Below are 18,305 nucleotides of genomic sequence, written 5' to 3' on the forward strand. Positions count from 1 at the left end.
CTCAACCCTCGGCGCGGCAGTGCGTGGCGACGAAGGCCTCGTGGCCCGGAAAGGTCTGCACGGCGCGTTGGATCAGCGTACGCATGTTGCCGAGGAAGCCGTCCAGCTCGCCAGCGGGCAACGCATCGGCCACCGGGTGGTAACGTTGCGGCTCGATGCCCTGGCCGATCAGCACCTGTAGCCAGCCGACCTCGGTGAACAGCTCCTCGCCGTGGCGGAAGATCTGCCCGCTCTGGCGAAACAGCTCCACCCGGCGCGCCAGGTGCTCGGGCATGCCGATGGCGCGGCAGTGGCGCCAGAACGGTGTGTCCTCGCGCTCGGTGGCGCGGTAGTGCAGTACCAGGAAGTCGCGCACGCTCTCGTATTCGAGCCGGGTCAGGCGGTTGTACTCATCGCTCAGTGCGCTGTCGCAATGGCGATCGGGGAACAGCGAGATCAGCCGGCTGATGCCGGACTGGATCATGTGGATGCTGGTCGACTCCAGCGGCTCCATGAAGCCGCTGGCCAGGCCCAGTGCCACGCAGTTGCGGTTCCAGCTCTTGCGCCGCATGCCGGTGGTGAAACGCAACATGCGCGGCTCGGCCAGCGGCTTGCCGTCCAGGTGCTTGAGCAAGGTGGCGGTCGCTTCGTCATCGCTGATGTACTCGCTACAGTACACGTGGCCATTGCCGTTGCGGTGCTGCAGCGGGATGCGCCACTGCCAGCCGGCGGTGCGGGCACTGGCCTGGGTGTACGGGCGCATTGGCGCCACGCGTTCGCTGGCCACCGCCACGGCGCGATCGCATGGCAGCCACTGCTGCCAGTTTTCATAGCCGCTCTTGAGCGCGCCTTCGATCAGCAGGCCGCGAAAGCCCGAGCAGTCGATGAAGAAATCGCCCTCGACGATCTCGCCGCTCTCCAATTGCAGCGAGTCGATGAAGCCGTCGTCCGCGCGCAGGCGCACGTCGACGATCTTTCCTTCGGTGCGCTGCACCTGGCGCGGGTCGCACATCGTGCGCAGGTACTGGCCATACAGGCCGGCGTCGAGGTGATAGGCGTAGCGCACCCCGGTGAGCGGGCTGCTGCCGACGCGTTCCATGCGGCCGAAGCGCATCTGCCGGCAGGCCTCGGCGTTGATCGAATAGCTCCACAGGTCCGGCGCCTCGTTGCCGCGCTGCTGGCGATCGCGCAGCCAATAATGCTGGAACGGCGCCAGGCCCAACGGCAGGCCGATGTCACCGAAGGCGTGCAGGTAGGAGTCGCCGATCCGCCGCCAGTCGTTGAACTCGATGCCGAGCTTGAGTGTGCCGCGCACGGCGCGAAGCATGGCGTCCTCGTCGATGCCGAGGAACTGGTTGATGTGGCGAATCTGCGGAATGGTGGCCTCGCCCACGCCGACGATGCCGATCTCGTCGGACTCGATCAGGCGGATCGACACGCTCGGGCCAAGTGCCTTGGCGAGGAGTGCGGCGGTCATCCAGCCGGCGGTGCCGCCGCCGACGATGACCACGCGCTGGATGGGATGGGCCTGCATGCACTGCCTCCTGCTCGCCGGTAAAACGCTGGTTAGCGGCTGGCCGGCGACTTGTCAAAAAAAAGCCCCGTTGGATGCACTCAACGGGGCCGGTGGGGAGGAAGCCTTGCGGCTTACTGGAACTTGTAGGAGACGCCTACCTCGTAGCGGCGACCGTAGCGCTCCCAGGTGAGCACCTGGCGCGGGTCGTTGTTCTGGAACGTGGTGAAGATCTTGTTCGACAGGTTCGAGCCCTGGGCGATGACCGTCAGGCCGTCCAGCGGACCATGGTCGAAGGTGTAGCTGACCTGGGCGTCATAGGTGCTGCCGCCGGCCACCGTCTGCAGGATGCGCGAGGCGCTGATGCCCGATACTTCGCCCAGGAAGCTGGAGCGATAGTTGTCGCTGATACGTGCCTCGAATCCGGCGTGCTGGTAGTACACCGTGCCGTTGGCGACCCACTTGGACAGGCCCGGTACCGTGATCGGATCCGGGTTGCCACCGTACACCAGCGAGCTCTTGGTGCGATTGCCGGTGAAGATCGCGCCGAAGCCGTTCAGCGCCGGGGTGATCAAACCGCCCGGCAGGTTCAGGGTGACCTGGGCGCCCTTCACGTAGCCGCGGCCGTCGTTGGTGGGGCCGGAGATGGTGCCCATCGTCGTGCCCAGCTGGGCCTCCTGGGCCGGAGTCAGGCCGAACGGCAGGAACGAGCTGAAGTCGTAGAGGAACGCCGCGTTCGGGTTGATGTAGTCGTGCAGGGCGATGAAGTAGCCCGACACCGAGAAGTAACCACCCCCGCCGGTACGGCACAGGTCCGAGTTCTTGTTGTCGGACGAGTTGCACGCGAAGCCGGACGAGTCACCCGAAAAGTAGTGCTCGTAGCTGACGTTGTAGTTGTCGGCCATGGTCGGCTTCAGCTTTGCGTTGCCGCCGTCGGCCTTGAAGTACGCCTGGTTCGGATCGGTAGAGGACAGGTGGCTGATGTCTGCGTGAACCGTGAGACCGGGGTTCATCTGGTCCATGCGGGCACGAGCCAGGGTGCGAGCCGCGCTGACGCGCACGTCGTCATTACTGCTGAAGCCGAAGATCAGGTTGGCGCTCGGCAGGTACTTGTTGTAACTGATGCTGCCCTCGACCGGGATCAGCGAGATCGCATTGCCGGTGATGGCGCTGCCCGGAGCGACGCGCTCGCCTACGCCGCGCTGCGACGTGTGCTGCATCTGCATGCCGAAGTTGCCGCGCAGGGTGACCGTGTTGCCCAGGTTCGTGTCGAGGTTGAACTGGAAGTACGGCGTCAGCACCTTCTCGCGCACCTTCCAGTCCGGCGGGGTGTTGAGCGAGGAGCCGAAGGTCGGCACGCCAACCAGGGTGCCGTTGCTGATCTCTGCCAGCGGGTCGTAGCAAAGCTGCTGGCTGATGCCCATCCATGCCAGCGGGCTGCAATCGGTGCCGCTGTACGGTGCCGAAGTGACCGCATTGCCGCCGCTGATGGTGCCGCCGCCCAGGGTCAGGAAGGTCTGGTCGATGTGGTAGGTCTTGTTGCGCGTGCTGTGCGCCACGCCGACCTCCAGGCTGGAGAACGGGCCGCTGGCGAAGTCACGCTGCACGCTCAGCTTGAGGTTGGCCAGGTAATCGACGGTGTGCGGCGCGTTGATGAAGCCCGCCTGCACCAGGTCGTTGCCACCGCCCCAGCCCTGCGGGTCGGTCAACACCACGCCGTTGGTGTAATCCAGCGACGGGGTGACGTACAGCAAGCCGTCGTTGCGCTCGACAAAGCCGATGGTGTCGGTCGGGCCGCTCTTGTTGAAGCCCAAGCCCGAATAGCTTTCCAGGTTGATGTCGTCACGCGTGGCACGCGAGTAGTTGCCCACCAGGTCGGCGGACCAGTCTTCGTTGATGTGGAACTTGTTGTCCCAGTTGAAGTTGTAGACGCGCGCGCTGGTGCTGTTGTAGTCGTTGCGGATGACCGGCGAGAGCGTGGTGTAGGTGCCGCTGGTGATCAGACCGTTGCTGGTGGTGTAGCCGGGCTGCAGGGTGGCCGAACCCCAGGCGAGCGGCAGCTCCATGCCCTTGGCCTGCTGCACTTCCTTGAAGTTGGTGTACGTCATGTCGATCGTGCCGGTGTAGTGCTCGTTCGGCTGCCACTGCACCGTGGCAAGCAGACCGTTGCGCTTCATCGTGTCGGAGATGCCGTAGTTCTTCGCGCCACCCACCACGGCATTGCCGTTGGCCACCGCATTGTCGGTCGGGTAACCCCAGGGGGCCTGATGCTGGATCTGCGCGGGGTTCTTCTCGAAGTCCACGCCGAGGGTGACGCCCACCGTGTGGTCGGCGAACTGGTTCACCCACACACCGTTGAGGTTGTAACCCTTGTCACTGACGCCCGGCCCCTTGGACAGCTGCGACTGGTCGTTCCAGATGTAGCGCGCGTTGACCGCGGCTTCGGCCTTGTCCTTTTCCAGCGGGCGGATGGTCTGCATGTCGACCGTGCCGGCCAGGCCCTGGCCGATCAGGTTAGCCTGTGGGCTCAGGTGCACCACCACGGTGTTGAACCAGCTCGAGGGGTACTGATCGAACTGCACGTCGCGGTTGTTGGAGGTCGACACCTGCTGACCGCCGTTGACCAGCGCGGTGGAGAAGTCCGGACCCAGGCCGTGGATGGTCAGCACCTGCGGGCGACCGCTCACTTCCTGCACGGCCAGGCCAGGCAGACGGCCCAGCGTGTCGGCGATGGACACGCCCGGCAGCTTGCCGATCTGTTCGGCCGAGACGGCCTCGACGATCGAGTCGGCGTTGCGCTTGACCGCGGTGGAGTTCTCCAGGCTGCTCACGAAGCCGCTGACCTCGACGGCCTGCAGCTTGGTGGCGCCACGCTTGGTGTCGGTCTTCTTGCCGTCCTGGCTCTGCGTGGCCGACTGGTCGGTGTTCTGCGCGCTGTCGCTGGACTGCGGGCCCGGTGCCGATGCGGCATCCGCCTGAGCGTGCGTTGCCACCATGAACATGGCCGATGCCAGCGCCGCGCTGAGCAGATTGCGCTTGAGATTCAACATGTACGCCTCCCCTTGGAAAATCGATTTGATTTCGCCGGGAGTGCCGTTGGAGTCGACCCAGGCCTGCCCGTTGCGAACGACGTTATGGTTGTGCCGTCGGGGCGGGATGTTAGTCCCGGGTCAGGCGATGCAGCGCAAACCTGCATACGTATTCATAACAATCCGTCATGCGCCTATCACTTTGTTGCAACTGATATTTTTTCTTGCCGCAACGCAATAGTCAGTTCGCAAAGAAAACGTTTCCATCGTTATCCCGTAACGCCATTGCGGGATGGTGCGACGCGGCAATATTTGTCGATGGTCGCGCCATGCACCCGGCGCGGGACATTGGGGGTGGTGCGCGCTTCGTCGTGGCCGTCAGCGCAGAGGTGCGGTGAACCTACGTGCTTCGTAGCGCGTCGCGTGCGGCACGGAAACGGTATGGGCGTCCCGGCGTTTGGACGTCCATACCGCTCTTTCGATACGAGTCGACACGGGTACGCTGGGTGGCGGAAAAGCGTGCCGCCGGCGCGCGCAGGAAGGGATTGATCGCTGTTCGCCGATCGAGGGGAAAACTGAAGCCTGGCGCGGTCCCGCCGCTGTCGCAGCAAGTGGTTTCGGTAGCGTGCGCCACGCCCCATGGCGTCGCACCGGGGGCAGCAGGCGGACCTACTTTGCGGGGTATCCATCGCCTCGCGCCGCGAAGCGAATGCATAGGTCGCACATGAGCGATGAACCGCGTTTCGCGCGTCGGCTCGAGCGCTGCGCGACGTCGGATGTGGCGTCGCACCATGCGCCACAAGGGCTGCGGCGCCGTCCAATTGCCATGAATACGTATGCAGAATGGTCGGCGGCAGGGGGCGGGCAATTAAGCTGCCCGCCATCGCTGCCTCGGGTAGCACGCGCGGCCCAACGGGGGGCACCGGCGCGGACGTCGGGATCAATGCATGCACAAGCAACCGTGGTGGCGCGGAGCCGTCATCTACCAGATCTATCCGCGTAGTTTCCTGGATACCAACGGCGATGGCGTGGGCGACCTGCCGGGCATCGTCGAGCGACTCGACTACGTGGCGGGGCTCGGCGTGGAGGCGATCTGGATCGCGCCGTTCTTCAAGTCGCCGATGGCCGACTTCGGCTACGACATCGCCGACTACCGCGACGTCGATCCGCTGTTCGGCACGCTCGCCGACTTCGACCGGCTGCTGGCCAAGGCGCACTCGCTCGGCCTGAAGGTGATGATCGACCAGGTGCTCAGCCACACCTCGAGCGAGCACGCGTGGTTCCAGGAGAGCCGGGCCAGCCGCGACAACCCCAAGGCCGACTGGTATGTGTGGGCCGACGCGCGCGAAGACGGTACGCCGCCGAATAACTGGTTGTCGCTGTTCGGCGGTTGCGCCTGGCAGTGGGAGCCGCGCCGTGGCCAGTACTACCTGCACAACTTCCTGACCTCGCAGCCGGATCTGAACTTCCACAATCCGGCCGTGCGCGCGGCGATCCTGGACAGCGTGAAGTTCTGGCTCGATCGCGGCGTCGACGGCCTGCGGCTGGATGCAATCAACTTCTGCTTCCACGACAAGCTGCTGCGTAACAACCCGCCCAAGCCGCCGCACGAGCGCGTGGGGCGCGGCTTCAGCCCGGACAACCCGTACGCGTTCCAGCGCCACTGGTACAACAACACGCAGCCGGAGAACCTGGAGTTCCTGGAGGAGCTGCGCGCGTTGCTGGATAAGTACGGCGACGCCGCCGCACTCGGCGAGATCTCCTCGGAAGACTCGCTGGCGACGATGGCCGAATACACCAGCGGCAGGCGGCTGCACCTGGGTTACAGCTTCGAGTTGCTCACCGACGATTTCAGCGCCGCGTACATCCGCGGCACGGTCGAGCGGCTGGAAGCGCAGATGACCGAAGGCTGGCCGTGCTGGGCCATCTCCAACCACGACGTGGAGCGCGTGCTCTCGCGTTGGGGCAACGGCGACGCCTCGCCGCAGCTGGCCAACCTGCTCACCGCGATGGTCTGTTCGCTGCGCGGTTCGGTGTGCGTGTACCAGGGCGAAGAGCTGGCGCTGACCGAGGCGGACGTTCCCTATGAGGCGCTGCGCGATCCCTACGGCATCGCGTTCTGGCCCAACTTCAAGGGTCGCGACGGTTGTCGCACGCCGATGCCGTGGGACGACCGCCTGCACGCTGGCTTCAGCAGCGTCGCGCCGTGGCTGCCGGTGCCTGCCGACCACGCGGCGCGTTCGGTGCAGCACCAGGAAGGCGCGCCGCATTCGGCGCTCAAGGGTTTCCGCAGTTTCATGCACTGGCGCCGCACGCAGCCAGCGCTGTGCTGGGGCGACATCCGCTTTGTCGATGCACCCGAACCGGTGCTGGCGTTTACCCGCACCCTGGACGGCGAGACGGTGTTCGCTGCGTTCAACCTCGGTGCGCAGCCGGCGTCACTGGACGTGGGCTCGCTCGGTACGCTGACGGCGCTGGACGGCCACGGGCTCGCTGCCGGTTCGCTCGCCGATGGCATGCTGCAGCTGCCCGCGCATGCGCTGATGTACGCCCGTATCGGGTGAGCGGCCGATGGCGTTCCTGGTCCGTCCGGGTGAGCTGAGCGATGAAGCGGTGTAGGCGCTGCTGCGCGAGCACCTGGCCGGCGTAGCGCTGCACTCGCCGCCGGAAAGTATCCATGCCCTCGACCTGGACGGGTTGCGCGCACCGGGCATGAGCTTTTGGACGCTGTGGGACGGCGAGGCACTGCTGGCCTGCGGCGCGCTGAAGGAGCTCGATGGCGAGCATGGCGAAGTGAAGTCGATGCGCACGGCGGCGGCGCATCTGCGCAAGGGCGCGGCGCGCGTGATGCTGGAACACATCGTGGCCGAGGCGCGCCGGCGCGGCTATCGCCGCCTGAGCCTGGAAACCGGCACGGCTGCGGCGTTCGAGCCGGCGCATCGCTTGTATGCGGCGGCGGGCTTTGCCCCCTGCGGGCCCTTTAGCGGTTACGTCGACGATCCGTACAGTTGCTTCATGACGCTGACGTTGTAGGCGCGGCGGTCGGGGCGGGGGCGAAGAGCATCGCGACTGAAGTCGCTCCTACAGGGTAGGTGGGCTTTCGGTGGGTTGCGGGAGGGGCTTCAGCCGTGACGAGGGGAGCGACAAAGAGCATCGCGACTGAAGTCGCTCCTACAGGAGCGAGCTTGTGCCCTGTCGCGACGCAGTCGCTCAGATTCCTGCGTACCACTCGTAGCCGTAGTCTTCCCAGTAGCCGCCCTTGCCGCCGGCGATGTGGGCGAACGAGTCGACCAGTTCGATGCGGGCGATGTACTTGGCCTGCTTGTAGCCGAGCTGGCGGCTCACGCGCAGGCGCAGCGGGGCGCCGTTCTTGATCGGCAGCGGCTGGTTGTTGAGGCCCCAGGCCAGCAGGGTCTGCGGGTGGCGGGCTTCGGGGATGTCCACGCTCTCGTAGTACGGCTCGCCGGGGTCCATCTCGTCGTAGCAGTGGAACACCACGTAGCGCGCGTTCGATTTCACGCCCACCTTGTCCAGCACGTGCGACAGCCGTATGCCGTGCCACTTGCCGATCGCACTCCAGCCCTCCACGCAGTCGTGGCGGGTGATCTGCGCCACTTGCTCGATCTGCTTGAGGTCGTCGATGGAGAACGACAGCGGACGATCGACCAGGCCGCCGACCTGCAGGCGGTAGTCGCGGAAGCCGTTGGCCAGCAGCGACTGGTACACCTCGGTGGTGGGCATGGCGGTGCCGTTGGAGCGGAACACCGGCGAGAGGTCGGCCTCGGTGTATTCCTTGGCCATCGCGCTGGACGGGGCGAGCAGCGCCTGCACGCGGCGGTTGAGCCCCTGCGCCTTGTTCAGCACCTTCGGGCCCCAGTCGCTCTGCGAGATGCGGTCGCAGCCGGCGACGATCACGCCGGCGGTACCCATGATCGCCATGCGGATAAACGAGCGGCGGTCAGTCATGGCGGCTCTCCGCGGTGGTCTTGGTGGCTGGCCTGGTCGGGTCTTCGTCGATGCGGTACCAGCCGGTGATCATGCCGCGCAGCTGATTGAACGCGCCGCTGATCAGCACCTCGAACACGTGGATCAGCACGAACGCCACGAAACCCCAGGCGATGATGAAGTGGATGGTGCGCGCGGTCTGCCGGCCGCCGACGGCCTCCACCAGCGGCGACAGCACCGCGTCCAGGCGTGGCGACATCGCCAGCCCCATCAGCACCACGCCGATGCCGAAAACGAAGATCACCGTGAGGTAGGCCAGCCGCTGCAGGATGTTGTAGCGCAGCGCTTCCTCGCCGTGCGGGTGTTTGAACTTGAGGTGGTCGACGATGGAGCGGCCGATGCCGCGCCAGTCCGACCGTGTGGGAATCAGGTCGCGCTGCAGATGCTTGCGGGCGATCGAGTAGCCGACATAGCACAAGCCGTTGAGCACGAAGACCCAGGCAAAGAAGAAGTGCCATTGCCGGCCCATCGCCAGCCAGCGCGAGCCAGGCACGGTGAGCCAGGAGGGAAAGCCGCGTACCTGCGGCTTGCCGTCCAGACCGTTGGAAACGCCGAACAACCCGGTGGTGACGAACTCGTGCTGGCCGACGCGGGTGACGCCGACCAGTTGCCCGTTGGCGTCGGTGCGCGCGCCCATCGCCAGGATCTCCTTGCCGGGGTCGGAGCGATTGCCCAGCGACAGGCTCGGGTGCGCGTTGAAGATCTGCAGGCCACTCATGAACATGATCGACAGGGCGACCACGTTGACCCAGTGCATGATGCGGATCGGCCAGCTGTGCCGGTAGACCAGCCGGCTGCGGGCGCGCCCGGCCGGTACGGCGACGGTTTCCACAGGTGCGCTCATGCTTTCCCCCCGGGTGGGACGGCCGGATCGGCGGTGGCGGCAGTGTAGCGCCGCGTGTAACTGCTCATCGGTCCCCCTTGCGGACACTGGCTGCATTCGTACCAGCCATTCGCCGCGGGGTCGACGGCGGTTACATCGCCCGTTCGGGCCCGAGCCCGGCCGAACCAGGATTTCACGTGCACAGGCGTATCCATGCCGCACGGAGCGGGCGGCGGGCCGGGCCGGTCGCCTCTTCGTGCCTTGGCTGCCAGTGCCCGCGCCCGCCGCGCGGGCACGCGACGGCTTCTTCCGCAGGAGTCGAGCGCCTTGAAGATCGAGCACAGATCGGCCTTTCACCCCCCGGTGCGTTCCACCGCGGACAGCGCCCCGGCCGGTGCCGAAGGCGACGAGCCGACGCTGCGCGGCGAGCTGTTCAGCGCCGAACAGATGGAGCTGCACGGAGTGCTGCTGGCGCGGCGGCACCGGCTCAGTCCGCGTTCCACTTCCGACCGCCTGCTGCGCCGGCTCGATGACAACGCCCGCGTGCTGGCCGAGGCCTGCGAGGCGCTCACCGCCGTGTCGCAGACCAATCGCCGCGTCTCGCCGGCCGGCGAATGGCTGCTGGACAACTACTACCTGGTCGAGGAGCAGATCCGCACTGCCCAGCGGCATCTGCCCAAGGGTTACAACCGCGAGCTGCCGCGCCTGGCCGATGGCGGCGCCGAGGGCTGGCCGCGGGTGTACGAGCTGGCGCTGGAGATCATCTCGCACGGCGACGGCCGGGTGGACGACGACAGCCTCGGGCGCTTCATCGGTGCCTACCAGGGCATCCAGCCGCTGACGCTGGGCGAGCTGTGGGCGATCCCGATCATGCTGCGCCTGGCGCTGATCGAGAACCTGCGCCGGGTCGCGGCGCGCGTCATCGCCGACGGCAGCCATCGCGAGCTCGCCTGCCAGTGGGCCGACACCATCACCGAGATCGCCGAGCACGATGCCAAGAGCGTGGTGCTGGGCGTGGCCGACATGGCGCGCTCGAATCCGCCGATGGCCAGCGCCTTCGTGGCCGAGCTGGCGCGCCGGCTGCAGGGCCAGGGGCCGGGGCTGGCGATGCCGCTGACGTGGCTGGAGCAGCGTCTGGCCGAGAGCGGTTCCAGCGTCGAGCACCAGGTGCAGATCGATGCCCAGCAGCAGGCCGCCGACCAGGTCTCCATCGGCAACAGCATCGGCAGCCTGCGGCATCTGGCGGCGGTCGACTGGCACGCCTTCGTCGAACGGCTCAGCGTGGTGGAGAACCTGCTGCGCAGCGATCCGGCCGGCATCCACGCGGCGATGGATTTCGCCACGCGCGACCACTACCGCCACGTGATCGAACACCTGGCCCGGCGCAGCGGGCGCTCCGAGTCGGAGGTGGCGCGCAGCGCGCTTGCGCTCGCCCATCGCGCGGCGGCGGTGGAGGCAGCGCCCGGCATCGAGGCGCACGTGGGCTACTACCTGGTGGACGAGGGGCGCACCGAGCTCGAACGGGTGCTGCAGCTGCGTTTCGGTCTGCTGGCGCGGATCGGCCGCCGCGCGGCGCGCGATCCGCTGCCGGCGTACCTGGGGCTGATCGCGCTGCTCAGCGTGCTGATGGCCGAACCGCTGCTGGAGGCGATGGCGCAGAATCATGCGCCGCTGTGGATGCTGTTGCTGCTGGCGCTGCCGGCCTTGCTGGTGGTGAGCCAGCTCGCCACCGGGCTGGTGAACTGGCTGGCGACGGTGTTTGCACCGCCGGCGATCCTGCCGCGGATGGATTTCGCCCAGGGCATTCCCGACCACGCGCGCACGCTCGTGGTCATTCCCACCCTGTTTGGCAGCCTGGCCGACGTGGACGAGCTGGCCGATGCGCTGGAGGTGCGCTATCTGGCCAATCGCGACCCGAACCTCTACTTCGGGCTGCTCAGCGACTACACCGACGCGGGCAGCGAAACCCTGCCGCAGGATGCCGCGCTGCTGGCGCGGGCGGTGTCGCGCATCGAGGCGCTCAACGCCACGTACGCCAACGGTGGACAGAACCGGTTCTTCCTGTTCCACCGCCCCCGCACCTACCACGCACCCGATCGCCTGTGGATGGGCCACGAGCGCAAGCGCGGCAAGCTGGGCGATCTCAACGCGCTGCTGCGCGGTGCGGGCGCCGAGCGCTTCGCCCGCATCGTCGGCGACCTGACCGCGCTGCGCGGGGTCACCTACGTGATCACGCTGGACTCGGACACCGAGCTGCCGCGCGATGCGGCCCAGCGCTTCGCCAGCGCCATGGCGCATCCGCTCAATCGCCCGGTGTACGACGCCGCGCTGGGTCGCGTGGTGCGCGGCTACGGCATCCTGCAGCCGCGGGTGGGAGTGAGTCTGCCGGCCGCGGCGCGCTCGCGTTACGCCCAGCTGTTCGGCAGCGAGGCCGGCATCGACCCGTACACGCGCATGGTGTCGGACGTCTATCAGGATCTGTTCGGCGAAGGCTCGTTCATCGGCAAGGGCATCTACGACATCGATGCCTTCCAGCTGGCGTTGAGGCAGCGCTTTCCCGACAACGCGATCCTCAGCCACGACCTCATCGAAGGTGCCTACGCACGCGCCGGGCTGCTGTCCGACGTGCAGCTGTACGAGGTCTACCCGTCGAGTTATCTGATCGACAGCCAGCGGCGTCATCGCTGGATCCGCGGCGACTGGCAGATCCTGCCGTGGCTGTTCCCGCGCGCGCCCGGCCCCGATGGCTGGCGGCGCAATCCGCTGTCGGCGCTGTCGCGCTGGAAGATCCTGGACAACCTGCGCCGCAGCCTGGTGCCGGCGGCCTTCGTGCTGCTGCTGCTGGTGGGTTGGCTGGGGGTGGCGCAGGTGGTGTCGTGGACCGTCGCCATCCTCGGCCTGGTGGTGCTGATGCCGGTGCTGGGCACGATGCTGGTGCTGGTGCAGAAATCGCCGGACGTGCAGTGGCGCGCACATCTGCGGCTCGCCGTGCGCGCGGCGGTGGCGCAAGGGCTGCGTGCGGGGTTCTGGGTCATGACGCTGCCGCACGAGGCGCTGTACAGCCTCGACGCGGTGCTGCGCTCGCTGTGGCGGATGCTGATCAGCCGGCGCCATCTGCTGCAGTGGCGCCCGTCGCGCGACAGCACGCGGGACGCCGGTGGCGCGCTGGCGGTGATCGTGCGCCGGATGTGGATCAATCCCGCGCTGGCGATCGCGGCGGCGGTGACGCTGGCGTTCTTCCGCCTGCCGGCCTTGCCGGTGGCCGCGCCGCTGCTCGCCCTGTGGGCGCTGGCGCCGGTGCTGGTGTGGTACTCCGGACAGCCGCAGCGACGCGAGGTGTTCGTGCCCAGCGCTTCGCAGCGGCGCTTCCTGCGCATGCTGTCGCGACGCATCTGGGGCTTCTTCGAAGTGCACGTGGGCAGCCAGGACAACGCGCTGCCGCCGGACAACATGCAGGAGCATCCGGCCGAGGCGATCGCCCACCGCACCTCGCCGACCAACATGGGCCTGGCGCTGCTGTCGAACCTGGCCGCCTACGACTTCGGTTACCTCACCGTGGGCCGGCTGATCCAGCGCACCGCCGACGCACTGCACACCATGCAGGGCCTGCCGCGCTACCGCGGGCACTTCTTCAACTGGTACGACACCGTGTCGCTGCAGCCGCTGGCGCCGCAGTACGTGTCGGCCGTGGACAGCGGCAACCTCGCCGGCCACCTGCTGACCCTGCGCCCCGGCCTGCTCGCGCTGATCGATGCCCCGGTGTTCCACCCGCGCCTGCTCGACGGCCTGGCCGACACGCTCGACGTGCTGGTGGACGCGCGGCCGGACGACGACTATCTGGTGGCCGCCTGCGGCGAGCTGATGCAGCGGCTGGACGAGGCGCGCGACACACCGCCGGACTCACTGGCGCAGGCGCTGGCGGTGGTGCGCCCGATCCACGCGGCCATCGTGGCGATGCATTCGCACTTCGCTACCGACACCCGCGACGAGGGCGAGCTCTGGTACGGCCGCCTGCTCGAGCAGGTGCGTGACGTGCTGGGCGAGCTCGACTACCTGGCCGACCGCGCGCCCTCCGGCAACCTACCGACCCTGCGCGAGCTGGCCGCGGATACCGACCCGGCGCGGCAGGGTACCGACAGCGTGTGCGACCGCGCCTGCGCCCGGATCGCCGAGTTGCAGCAGCTGGCGACGCTGGCCGGCGAGCTGGCGGTGATGGATTTCAGCTTTCTGTACGACCGCCGGCGCGACCTGCTCGCCATCGGCTACAACGTCGAGGAGCGCCGTCTCGACGCCAGCTTCTACGACCTGCTCGCCTCCGAGGCGCGGCTGGCCAGCTACGTGGCGATCGCGCAGGGCCAGCTGCCGCAGGAGGGCTGGTTCACCCTCGGCCGCCTGCTCACCACCACCACGCGTGGGCGGCCGGTGCTGCTGTCGTGGACCGGCTCGATGTTCGAGTACCTGATGCCGATGCTGGTGATGCCCAGCATCGAGGGCACGCTGCTGGACGAAACCTGCCACGCGGCCGTGGCGCGGCAGATCGAGTATGGCCAGCAGCTCGGCGTGCCGTGGGGCGTGTCCGAGTCGGGCTACAACACGGTCGACGTGCAGCTCAACTACCAGTACCGCGCGTTTGGTGTGCCCGGTCTGGGCCTCAAGCGCGGGCTGGGCGACGACGTGGTGATCGCGCCCTACGCCAGCGTCATGGCATTGATGGTGGCGCCGGCGGCGGCTTGCGCCAATCTGGAGCGCTTGGCACAGGAGGAGCGGCTGGGCCGCTTCGGTTTCTACGAGGCGATCGACTACACCCCGGCGCGGCTGCCGCACGGGCAGAGCGCGGTGGTGGTGCGCTCGTTCATGGCGCATCACCAGGGCATGAGCCTGCTCTCGCTGGCCTACGCGCTGCTGGACCAGCCGATGCAGAAGCGCTTCGAGGCCGACCCGCAATTCCGCGCCAGCGCGCTGCTGCTGCAGGAGCGCGTGCCGGAAACGGCGGCGGAATATCGCCATGCCACCGGCTTCCCGATCCAGCCGGTGGAAGGCGCCGCAGCCGAGAGCACGCTGCGCGTGTTCACCGACCCGGACATGCCACGCCCGGCCGTGCAGCTGCTTTCCAACGGGCGTTACCACGTGATGGTGAGCAGCGGCGGCGGTGGCTACAGCCGGCACCGCGACCTGGCGGTGACGCGCTGGCACGAGGACATCAGCAGCGACCACTGGGGCCAGTTCTGCTATCTGCGCGACGTGGAGACCGGCGCGTTCTGGTCCACCGCGCACCAGCCCACGCTGCACCGGCCGGAGCACTTCGAGGCGATCTTTTCCGACGCGCGCGCCGAGTTCCGCGTGCGCGAGCGCGACTACGACGCGCATACCGAGATCGTGGTCTGCCCCGAGGACGACATCGAGCTGCGCCGCGTGCGCCTGACCAACCGCGGCCGCACCGCGCGCACCATCGAGCTCACCACCTACGCCGAAGTGGTGATTGCGCCGGCGGCGGCCGACGCGGCGCATCCGGCCTTTAGCAACCTGTTCGTGCAGACCGCGTGGCTGCCCGCCGCGCAGGCGCTGATCTGCACCCGCCGGCCGCGCTCGGCCGGCGAGGTGGTGCCGTGGATGTGCCACCTGGTGGCGGTGCACGACGTGCGGGTGGAATCGATGTCCTACGAGACCGATCGCGCGCGCTTCATCGGCCGCGGTCGCAACCTGGCGCAGCCGCAGGCGCTGAGCGATCCGCTGCAGGCACAGCTGGGCAACAGTGATGGCTCGGTGCTCGACCCGATCGTAGCGATCCGCTGCCGCATCACGCTGGCGCCGGAGCAGTCGGCCACGATCGACATCGTCACCGGCGTGGCCGACAGCGACGAGGCCTGCCGTCATCTGGCGGAAAAGTTCCGCGACCGCCACATCGCCGATCGCGTGTTCGACCTGGCCTGGACGCACAGCCAGGTGCTGCTGCAGCAGCTCAACGCGGTGCCGGGCGACGCGCGGCTGTACGAGCGCATGGCCGCCTCGATCATCTACGCCAACACCTCGCTGCGCGCCGAGCCGGGCGTGTTGCAGGCCAACCGGCGCGGGCAGTCCGGCCTGTGGGGGCAGTCGATCTCCGGCGACCTGCCGATCGTGTTGCTGCGCATGACTGACCCAAGCAACATCGAACTGGTGCGCCAGCTGGTGCAGGCGCACGCGTACTGGCGGCTCAAGGGGCTGGCGGTGGACCTGGTGATCTGGAACGAGGACCAGGCCGGTTACCGCCAGCAACTGCAGGACCTGATCATGGGGCTGATCGCCTCGGGCACGGAAGCGAGCCTGATCGATCGCCCCGGCGGCATCTTCGTGCGCCCGGCGCAGCAGCTGTCGGTGGAGGACCGGGTGCTGGTGCGCTCGGTGGCGCGGGTGGTGCTCAGCGACACCCGCGGCTCGCTGGCCGAGCAGCTGGAGCGGCGCCGGGTGGAGCCGCCGCTGCCGCGCTTCGACCCCACCCGCATTCGTGCACCGGAGCCGCCGGCCGCGGCGCAGGCGGGACCCGATCCGCAACTGGCCACGCTGCAGCTGACCAACGCCTACGGCGGTTTCAGCAGCGACGGCAGCGAGTACGTGATCGTGCTGCAACCGGGCCGGCCGACCCCCGCGCCGTGGTGCAACGTGCTGGCCAATCCGGGCTTCGGCTGCGTGGTGTCGGAGAGTGGCGGCGCGTGCACGTGGAGCGAGAACGCGCACGAATTCCGCCTCACGCCGTGGCACAACGACCCGGTGACCGACGCCAGCGGCGAGGCGATCTACCTGCGCGACGAGGAGAGCGGGCACTACTGGTCGCCCACGCCGCTGCCGCGTCGCGGTACCGGTCGCTACGTCACACGGCACGGCTTTGGTTACTCGGTGTTCGAGCACGTCGAAGACGGCATCGCCTCGGAGCTGTGGGTGTACGTGGCGCTGCACGCGCCAGTGAAGTTCTCGGTGCTGCGCCTGCGCAACACCACCCGCCAGCCGCGCCGGTTGTCGGCCACCGGCTACGTGGAATGGGTGCTAGGCGACGTGCGCGCGAAATCGGCGATGCACGTGGTCACCGAATCGGACCCGGCCACCGGTGCGCTGTTCGCCCGCAACGCCTACCACATGGATTTCGGCGGCCGGGTGGGCTTCTTCGATGCCGATGGCGGCACGCGCAGCGTCACCGGCGATCGCCGCGAGTTCCTGGGTCGCAACGGCAACCTGCGTGCGCCGGCGGCGATGGGCCAGGCCAGTCTGTCCGGCCGGCTCGGCCCCGGGCTCGATCCCTGCGGGGCGATCCAGCTGCCGTTCGAGCTGGCGCCGGGCGAGACGCGCGAGGTGGTGTTCCGGCTCGGCGCCGCGCGCGACCAGGCCGGGGCCAGCGATCTGGTGCAGCGCTTCCGCGGGTCGGCCGCGGCGGCGGCCGCGCTGGATGAGGTGCGCATGCACTGGCACTGGACGCTGGGCAAGGTGCAGGTGCGCACGCCCGATCCGGCGGTGGACGTGCTCGCCAACGGCTGGCTGATCTACCAGGTGATCGCCTCGCGCTTTTGGGGGCGCAGCGGCTACTACCAGTCCGGCGGCGCGTTCGGTTTCCGCGACCAGCTGCAGGACGCCATGGCGATGGTCCACGCCAGCCCGTACAGCGCGCGGCAGCACCTGCTGCTCAGCGCAGCGCACCAGTTCACTGACGGCGACGTGCAGCACTGGTGGCACCCGCCCACCGACCGCGGCGTGCGCACGCACTGCTCGGACGACTACCTGTGGCTCGCGCTCGCCACCGGCCACTACGTGCACACCACCGCCGATACCGGCGTGCTGGACGAGCGCGTGGGCTATCTCGAAGGCCGGCCGGTGAAGCGCGAGGAGGAGTCGTACTACGACCTGCCGACGCGCTCGGAACAGTCGGCCACGTTGTACGAGCACTGCGTGCGCGCGATCGAGCACAGCCGCCCACGCGGCCCGCACGGGCTGCCGTTGATCGGCACCGGCGACTGGAACGACGGCATGAACCGGGTCGGCGAACGCGGCCGCGGCGAGAGCGTATGGCTGGGGTTCTTCCTGCACGAGGTGCTCAACCGCTTCGCGGTCACCGCGCGGCGGCATGGCGACAGCCCGTTTGCCGAGTTGTGCGAGATGGAGGCGGCCGCGCTGCGCGATGCGCTGGAAGCGCACGGCTGGGACGGCGCCTGGTATCGCCGCGCGTATTTCGACGACGGCACGCCGCTGGGTTCCAGTGCCAACGCGGAGTGCCGCATCGATTCCATCGCGCAGAGCTGGTCGGTGCTGTCCGGCGCGGCGCCCGACGCGCGTCGGCGACAGGCGATGGAATCGCTGGACCGGCATCTGGTGCGGCGGCGTGCGGGGCTGATCCAGCTGCTGGAGCCGCCGTTCGACCGCTCCGAGCTCGATCCGGGCTACATCAAGGGCTACGTGCCGGGCGTGCGCGAGAACGGCGGCCAGTACACGCATGCCGCGGTGTGGGCGACGATGGCTTTCGCCGCGCTGGGCGACGGCGCGCGCGCGTGGGAGTTGCTCGGCATCATCAACCCGGTCAACCACGGCAGCGGCGCGGGCGACATCGAGGTGTACAAGGTGGAGCCCTACGTGGTCGCCGCCGACGTGTACGGCGTGCCGCCGCATCAGGGGCGCGGCGGCTGGACCTGGTACACCGGCTCGGCCGGCTGGATGTACCGGCTGATCGTCGAGTCGCTGCTGGGCCTGCGCATCGAGGGCGAGACACTGCGCGTGGCGCCGGTGGTGCCGCCGGGCTGGGGCGGATTCGAGCTGGCGTACCGGCACCGCGAAACCGACTACCGCATCATCGTGCGCGCCGGCCCCGTGCCGGGGGCGGCGCGGATCCGCGTCAACGGCGTGCCGATCGAGGGCGATACGGTGGCGCTGGTGGACGACGGGGGCGAGCATCGCATCGAGATCGAGGCGTGAGCCCTTGACGCGGCATGCGCGCGCG

7 protein-coding genes are annotated in these 18,305 nt (G+C 68.3%); 3 read left to right on the top strand and 4 right to left on the bottom strand.

Going from position 1 to position 18,305, the window contains the following annotated elements; all coding sequences use genetic code 11:
- Position 1: 1 nt before the first annotated feature.
- Both ACQVBX_RS01310 and ACQVBX_RS01315 read right to left on the bottom strand, forming a co-directional pair.
- Complete coding sequence (locus tag ACQVBX_RS01310; RefSeq protein ID WP_431636100.1) at positions 2 to 1,513, bottom strand: tryptophan halogenase family protein; 1,512 nt, start codon at positions 1,511 to 1,513, stop codon at positions 2 to 4.
- A gap of 113 nt (positions 1,514 to 1,626) precedes the next feature.
- A complete protein-coding gene (locus ACQVBX_RS01315) occupies positions 1,627 to 4,542 on the bottom strand; it encodes a TonB-dependent receptor (protein WP_431636101.1) in 2,916 nt (971 codons plus the stop codon).
- A gap of 926 nt (positions 4,543 to 5,468) precedes the next feature.
- Between ACQVBX_RS01315 and ACQVBX_RS01320 the strand changes: the two genes are divergently transcribed.
- Both ACQVBX_RS01320 and ACQVBX_RS01325 read left to right on the top strand, forming a co-directional pair.
- Positions 5,469 to 7,085 (top strand): alpha-glucosidase family protein, encoded by a 1,617-nt coding sequence (locus ACQVBX_RS01320; protein WP_431636102.1) that lies wholly within the window; start codon positions 5,469 to 5,471, stop codon positions 7,083 to 7,085.
- Between the two features lie 133 nt (positions 7,086 to 7,218).
- On the top strand, positions 7,219 to 7,554 hold the full coding sequence (locus tag ACQVBX_RS01325) for a GNAT family N-acetyltransferase (RefSeq protein WP_431636103.1): 336 nt from the start codon (positions 7,219 to 7,221) through the stop codon (positions 7,552 to 7,554).
- A gap of 177 nt (positions 7,555 to 7,731) precedes the next feature.
- Here ACQVBX_RS01325 and ACQVBX_RS01330 read toward each other — a convergent pair whose 3' ends face one another.
- Complete coding sequence (locus ACQVBX_RS01330; protein WP_431636104.1) at positions 7,732 to 8,487, bottom strand: molybdopterin-binding protein; 756 nt, start codon at positions 8,485 to 8,487, stop codon at positions 7,732 to 7,734.
- On the bottom strand, positions 8,480 to 9,370 hold the full coding sequence (locus tag ACQVBX_RS01335) for a cytochrome b/b6 domain-containing protein (protein ID WP_431636105.1): 891 nt from the start codon (positions 9,368 to 9,370) through the stop codon (positions 8,480 to 8,482). The genes ACQVBX_RS01330 and ACQVBX_RS01335 overlap by 8 nt, the downstream gene beginning before the upstream one ends.
- Positions 9,371 to 9,796: 426 nt before the next feature.
- On the opposite strand from ACQVBX_RS01335, the gene ACQVBX_RS01340 reads away from it, so the two are divergent.
- Positions 9,797 to 18,280, top strand: coding sequence for a GH36-type glycosyl hydrolase domain-containing protein (locus tag ACQVBX_RS01340; protein WP_431638089.1), 8,484 nt, complete (start codon positions 9,797 to 9,799; stop codon positions 18,278 to 18,280).
- Positions 18,281 to 18,305: the final 25 nt, after the last annotated feature.

This window comes from Dyella thailandensis (assembly GCF_050749815.1).
Classification (GTDB): Bacteria; Pseudomonadota; Gammaproteobacteria; order Xanthomonadales; family Rhodanobacteraceae; genus Dyella_A.

What these genes read in the sequence shown, in the direction of transcription:
- ACQVBX_RS01340 (WP_431638089.1), top strand. Translation starts at nt 9,797, where the DNA reads ATGGAGCTGCACGGAGTGCTGCTGGCGCGGCGGCACCGGCTCAGTCCG.
- ACQVBX_RS01315 (WP_431636101.1), bottom strand. Translation starts at nt 4,542, where the DNA reads ATGTTGAATCTCAAGCGCAATCTGCTCAGCGCGGCGCTGGCATCGGCC.
- ACQVBX_RS01310 (WP_431636100.1), bottom strand. Translation starts at nt 1,513, where the DNA reads ATGCAGGCCCATCCCATCCAGCGCGTGGTCATCGTCGGCGGCGGCACC.
- ACQVBX_RS01330 (WP_431636104.1), bottom strand. Translation starts at nt 8,487, where the DNA reads ATGACTGACCGCCGCTCGTTTATCCGCATGGCGATCATGGGTACCGCC.
- ACQVBX_RS01320 (WP_431636102.1), top strand. Translation starts at nt 5,469, where the DNA reads ATGCACAAGCAACCGTGGTGGCGCGGAGCCGTCATCTACCAGATCTAT.
- ACQVBX_RS01335 (WP_431636105.1), bottom strand. Translation starts at nt 9,370, where the DNA reads ATGAGCGCACCTGTGGAAACCGTCGCCGTACCGGCCGGGCGCGCCCGC.